Source organism: Sutterella parvirubra YIT 11816, from assembly GCF_000250875.1.
Lineage (GTDB): Bacteria > Pseudomonadota > Gammaproteobacteria > Burkholderiales > Burkholderiaceae_F > Sutterella > Sutterella parvirubra.
Genome location: NZ_JH605001.1, coordinates 1 through 2,920 on the forward strand (window position 1 = coordinate 1; position 2,920 = coordinate 2,920).

A 2,920-nucleotide genomic window follows, 5' to 3' on the forward strand; every position below is an offset into this window, starting at 1 on the left:
TCGGCCTCATCTCAACTACGTTTGTGTTCAGGCGTGTCGTCGACCGCGGTTATCCGCCCAACTCAGCAGTTCCGCGAGCTCTTCCGGAGAAGCCTTCTTCCCCCTCAGAACCTTCCTGCCCGGCTTCGCCTCCCGTTTGACGAGCTTCGGATCAGGGCGAATCGGCAAGTCGTGATCGCGGCACCAGACCTCGTAGTCCCCACGCTCGAGCTTGTAGACGGACTCCTTCGTCAGAAAGCCGTCGAATCGGGTGTCATGTGCCCGCCGGAGCAGGTTGAACGCCGCGACCTGGTCCGCATCGAAAGCTGCTTCGCAGTCTTCGTTCCTGCACTTGAAGCTGTCCCCGTTTCGATTCGCACGTTCGACGTGCGCGCAGACCGGACACCATGCTCAGCGGGGCCTCTGTCTCTGAGCGCACGCGGCGCTCAGGAACGAAGCCTTGCGTTCACCAACGTCTTGAGCGGGCGACGGCCGCCCTTCCTCCTTCAAAACGAATGTGCATGGTGGTCCTCCTGAACCACTGATGTCTGCTACCCGGTTTCCTGCCGATCACGCGGCGGTAGCCATGTCGGCCCCCGCCCTCGGCTGCTGGGCCTTGAGGCGTTGGCACGCCAGCACCGGCGCGGCCGCGGCGGCGAGGTCCGGGAAGAGCTTCCCGATCTTCTTGTCCATGGCGGTCTTCGCATGGCGGCGCAGCACCGGATCGGGGAGCGTCCTCACGACCAGACGGCGCGCCTTCTCGGCGTCCGGATGGTGTACGCCCGCCTGCTCGAAGAGGCTCTCGAAGAAGATGAGCGACGCCAACATCCTTTCGCGCTGGGTCTCACCCGTCATGATTTCCGCCGACACGGCGCGCGGAAGGCCGGTGAGGCGCGAGAGCCCGACCGCGGACTTGGGCCAGTTTTCGATGCCCAGATGGACGACTTCGGTTAGGCACCGGCGCGCCGGATCGGGCTTCACGTTCGCGAAGGCCCGCGAGAGCGGGATGTCGCGGATGCCCATGTCGAGCGCCGGGAGGTGGGCCGCATCCCGGTGCGGGTTCTTCTTCAGGCGGTCCTGCGTCTTCGTGGTCATGGCGGTCTTCCTCGGCGTCGTGTCGGTTTCTTCAATGTCTCTTTGCGGGCTCTTCCTTCGCGTCGGGCGTACGGGAAGAGGGTGTTTGGGCGGGTGTTGGGATGGTCGCCGGACGCTTCTCTCTACGTCCGTCCGGGCTTGCGTCCCTTCGTCCGCGTGGTGAGATCATCCTAATTCGAAAAGATCAATCTCTGAGTCGATTCCGAAAAATCGACGTCTCGATCAGTTCGAAAGTACTCCGTTTATGATCTTTTGATCCGGAGTGGTCCGCTTTGCCTGAGAGGCCCGGTGGTTGCCGGCGTCTTGAGGTCCGAAAAACCCCAAAAACGGCCGAAATCTTGATCTTTTGATCCTTTGCTCGGTGTGAACGAAACGCCACAGATCTTATTTTCGGAGGGTGTCGGCGGCGGGCGGAAGCCGGGAAGGGCGGAGCGTCCGGCCGTCCGGTCGGGGAGGTGTGGGTCCAGGGCGGCCGCCGGGCGCCGACGCCCCCACAGGCTCGGTAGATCCGGACGGCTTCTCCGGGCTTCTCCGGAAGGTCTTGAGGTGCGAGATTTCTCCTATGCGCCCGGTAATACCTCAACTCCGGCCGAACTTTCCGGACGCTTTGAGGATTCGCGTCCCCACGGGCGGAAGGCCGCCCGCTAAACTTCACCCCACGTCCACCCCGCGGGGTCGTGGACGTCCAGGTTCATCATCGAACCGCGGTGCGCGTCTGCCGGTCCTATCCGGCCCGTCTTCCCGAGAGAGGAGGACCGGGAGATCTTGAGGAGGTCTCCCCCGCTTTCAAACGACCGCACCCGGGAACGCTGCGCTCCGATGTCGGCCAAGAGCGGCTTGAGGCGGGAACGTCCCTTCGAGCGCCCCGACATCCGTCAAGAAGAATCACCTACAAAATCGAGAGCACCCAAATGAAATTCACCCGTCTCTTCTCTTCCGTCGCCGTCGCCGCCGGTCTCGCCCTTTCGCTCGCCGGCTGCCAGGACAAGGCTCCCGAAGCGCCTGCCGCGGGCGCGGCCCCCAAGGCCGCGGTCCTCACGATCGGCGTCTCGCCCGTGCCGCACGCCGACATCGTGAACTTCGTCGCCCCGACCTTGAAGAACCAGGGCATCGAAGTGAAGGTCGTCGAATTCAGCGACTACGTTCAGCCGAACCTCTCCTTGGCCGACAAGGAACTCGACGCGAACTTCTTCCAGCACAAGCCCTACCTCGACGAATTCGCCGAGAGCCGCGGCCTGAAGCTGGAGAGCCTCGTCGCGGTGCACATCGAACCGATGGGCGTCTACTCGAAGTCGGTGAAGAAGGTTGAGGACCTCGCCGAAGGCGCGAAGATCGCGATCCCGAACGACCCGACGAACGGCGGCCGTGCGCTGAAGGTCCTCGAAACGGCCGGCCTCATCAAGCTGAAGGCCGACGCGGGCATCCTCGCGACGCCGAACGACATCGTCGAGAATCCGAAGAAGCTCTCCTTCCTTGAAATCGAAGCCGCGCAGCTGCCGCGTGCTTTGGACGACGTCGCCGCCGCGGTGATCAACTCCAACTTCGCCTTGGGCGCCAACCTCAACCCGACGAAGGACGCGATCGCGATCGAATCGAAGGATTCGCCCTACGCGAACATCGTCGCGATCCGTGCGGGTGAATCGAACCGCGAAGACCTCCAGAAGCTGAAGGCCGTGCTGACGAGCCCCGAAGTGAAGAAGTTCCTCGAAGACAAGTTCCAGGGCTCCGTCGTTCCGGCGTTCTGATCGGACGAAGCTCAAAAGCTTCAACACTCTGCCGACCGGCCTCCGAACGGGGGCTGGCCGGTTCGAGAGACAAAGAAGGCCGCATCCTCACGAGAGGGCGC

2 protein-coding genes are annotated in these 2,920 nt (G+C 63.4%); one reads left to right on the forward strand and one right to left on the reverse strand.

The window, feature by feature from the left end; translation table 11 throughout:
• Positions 1-549 precede the first annotated feature (549 nt).
• Positions 550-1,074: a hypothetical protein gene (locus tag HMPREF9440_RS07775; RefSeq protein WP_008543085.1), complete on the reverse strand. Its 525-nt coding sequence runs from the start codon at positions 1,072-1,074 to the stop codon at positions 550-552.
• Positions 1,075-1,985: 911 nt separating this feature from the next.
• On the opposite strand from HMPREF9440_RS07775, the gene HMPREF9440_RS07780 reads away from it, so the two are divergent.
• Complete coding sequence (locus HMPREF9440_RS07780; protein WP_008543091.1) at positions 1,986-2,819, forward strand: MetQ/NlpA family ABC transporter substrate-binding protein; 834 nt, start codon at positions 1,986-1,988, stop codon at positions 2,817-2,819.
• Positions 2,820-2,920 lie beyond the last annotated feature (101 nt).